We start from the raw sequence: 2,551 nt of genomic DNA, 5'->3' as shown, positions 1-2,551 counted from the left end.
CTTAAACACACTTGTTTGGCTGACCCGGTAGAGCCTGAGGTAGATAATAATAAGGCTAAGTATGGATCGAGCTCTAGTTCTCGCTGATGTAGGCGTTCAATATTAAGCGAGTCAATCAGTACATTGGGCTGATATTGGCAGACTAAATTGGCCAAACTATCTTGCACTATTACTGGGTCGAGCAACATCACTGGATGGCCTGCCTGCAAGCAGGATAGATAGGCCACTAAACTTGAAATACTATTGTGTGCTTTAAGAAAAACCAACTGACGTTTATCAGGCATCTGTTGATTAAGCTCATGTTTAAAATCATCACAGAGTTGCAATAACTCAGTAAAGCTCAAACTTAACTCGCCTTCAACCACTGCACGCCTCTCAGCAAATTGAGCGAGTTGATTAAAAAAACACTGGGAATTTAACATAGTGGCCTGTTTAGCGACTTAGCTAAAATCAACCTCATATTTGGCTAAAATCGTTTTAGCTTGACTAAAAGAGCTCATATCAATGATATCGTCAGTATCCAACATAAGTTGAAAATCACCTTCTAGCTGAGCAATCAATATCATGTGGGCTGTAGAATCCCACTCAGCAATGGCGTTATAGCTTAAATCATCTGTCACACGGCTAGGTTCAATGCCTAAGGCGGTACTAAAACCAGTAATTAGCTTGTCTAAATTAGTCATTATTATTCTCAACTTTCGTTGTTATTGGTTTTTGAGCGATGGACGACTCAATAAAGCTTTCAAGCCCTGAGACTGGCGTTGATAGTCATCTTTGTACAATACTATTTCAACTAAATCTGCTTGTTTTTCAATCTGATAGCCTAATTTTGAATTATAATGTAAGGCGGCCTGATTGTCTGCCTTAACACAGGCTTTTAAGCATGCTGTGCCTAATACATCAAAACAGTAATCATTCAACAATAGGGTTGGCGCAAAAGCTAAAATATTACTGCGATAACGCTCATCTGCAATGTATAAACCAGGCTCTATGGCTCGTGAATTAAGCAGTGTCTCACCCTGATAACAGGCTTTAATATTAGCCACCCCAATGTTTTGATCTTTGTATCGGATCATAAAGTGCTGCTGGCTACTATCGTTACTGATTTTTTTAAACCACGCCTGCTGCTGCTCTTTGTCGATCAGCTGTTGTGACAACATAAATTGTGACACCGCGGGATCATTTCGCCATTGACGAATTAACTCTAATTCTTGCTCAGTTACGCTATCCAAGAAAACTTGGTAGCCTCTTAAACTTCGATGTAACTCAGTCATTTAACCTACCTGCTAACAACAGCATCTGCTTAGCAACCCGCGCTGTGCCTTGGGTATCTGCTAAACATGTTGCCTTTTCATGCATTGTCCTTAGCATGTCGGGTTGCGCGCATAAGTGCTCTATGGCTGCAACCACTTCGTGAATATTGGCTTGTCCACGCACATCCACCAATTGACACCAGCCTTGAGTAACCGCTTGCGCTGCGGCATTAGCTTGGTTATCAGCCACCACCAATAATAATGCAGGGCAATCACAAGCCAATAGCTCAAATTGTGTACCACCGGCAGCAGATACCACTAACTTGGCTTGGCCAAATAAGGCAGCCATTTGCTGGCAATTGTCTAAATGTAAACTCGTCAATTGGCTGTGTTGTAAAAACTGTCTTAACTTGGCAAGATGGGCGTAAGCCCCACCTGTTACCACTGTTACACACGGTTTAAAAGCACACTGTTCTAAACCTTGTAGTATTTGCAAGGTTAAATTATCGGCGTCACTACCGCCCATCACCAACACGACAGCATTACGTTGAGCCCAAGGTAAACGATATCGCCCCTCAACAAATTCTTCACGCAATATGCGGTAGTCATTACCCACACATAATATTGCGTCTGGAGCTGTGTCTTCATAACCCAAAGAGGCGGCATTACTGGCGCCGTTAATAACTAGATCAGCCGCCAAAGGCCCCGAATCATTATTATCATCAAACACCACATTTTGCACAGGGATGCGAGCTAAAGCCTGTCGATAGTCTACTTGGAATTGGTATCCATCTAAGATAATCACTTGGATGTTGTGAGTCTGACAGTAGCTGGCTAGCCACTGTGGCTCTTGCGCTTGGCTAAGTTCGCGAGGCAAGATAACAATATGACCGACCCAATCTTGGCGACTTTGAGCCAAGGATACAGATTCAGCCCGTAATACAAAGGTAATTGAGACGGTAGGATCTTGTTTTACTAACCCTTGGGCTAAGGCTAAACAACGCAGTAAGTGCCCCATGCCCATAGTCACAGTAGCATCAACTCTAAAAACAATACCTAGATCCATGAAGCTCAAACTACATCCCGTTGCAATTGCACAAATGACAGTTTCATTAGTCAATCCACTGCCAATCAAGGGGCGTGCCTTTAACTAAATCGGTCTTGGCTGTTTTACCTAACACCGACGACCAATGTTTGGGCGACAAACCAAAAGCGGGTCTAACTATGCGTAGGTTTTCACTAGTTAATACATCACCGGCTTTAATATCTTGGGCTACATAAATCGAACGGCGATATTG

5 protein-coding genes are annotated in these 2,551 nt (G+C 42.8%); all 5 read right to left on the bottom strand.

Going from position 1 to position 2,551, the window contains the following annotated elements:
* On the bottom strand, positions 1-422 hold a 422-nt coding region (locus tag NWQ57_RS02250; protein WP_372340877.1), incomplete at its 3' end, for an AMP-binding protein.
* An 18-nt stretch (positions 423-440) separates the two neighbouring features.
* Positions 441-683, bottom strand: coding sequence for an acyl carrier protein (locus NWQ57_RS02245; protein ID WP_306020364.1), 243 nt, complete (start codon positions 681-683; stop codon positions 441-443).
* 21 nt (positions 684-704) lie between these two features.
* The gene (locus tag NWQ57_RS02240; RefSeq protein ID WP_306020362.1) at positions 705-1,274 is read right to left on the bottom strand and encodes a GNAT family N-acetyltransferase; all 570 of its coding nucleotides are present in this window, start codon (positions 1,272-1,274) and stop codon (positions 705-707) included.
* A complete protein-coding gene (gene pseG, locus NWQ57_RS02235) occupies positions 1,267-2,373 on the bottom strand; it encodes a UDP-2,4-diacetamido-2,4,6-trideoxy-beta-L-altropyranose hydrolase (RefSeq protein ID WP_306020361.1) in 1,107 nt (368 codons plus the stop codon). The genes NWQ57_RS02240 and pseG overlap by 8 nt, the downstream gene beginning before the upstream one ends.
* Positions 2,366-2,551: SAF domain-containing protein (locus NWQ57_RS02230; protein WP_306020360.1), on the bottom strand; the 186-nt coding region annotated here is incomplete at its 5' end. The genes NWQ57_RS02230 and pseG, both read right to left, overlap by 8 nt.

It is taken from the genome of Paraglaciecola sp., assembly GCF_030730205.1.
In the GTDB taxonomy this organism is placed as follows: domain Bacteria; phylum Pseudomonadota; class Gammaproteobacteria; order Enterobacterales; family Alteromonadaceae; genus Paraglaciecola.
Note: the sequence above shows the minus strand (reverse complement) of the source record. Positions and strands in the feature narration are given on the sequence as shown.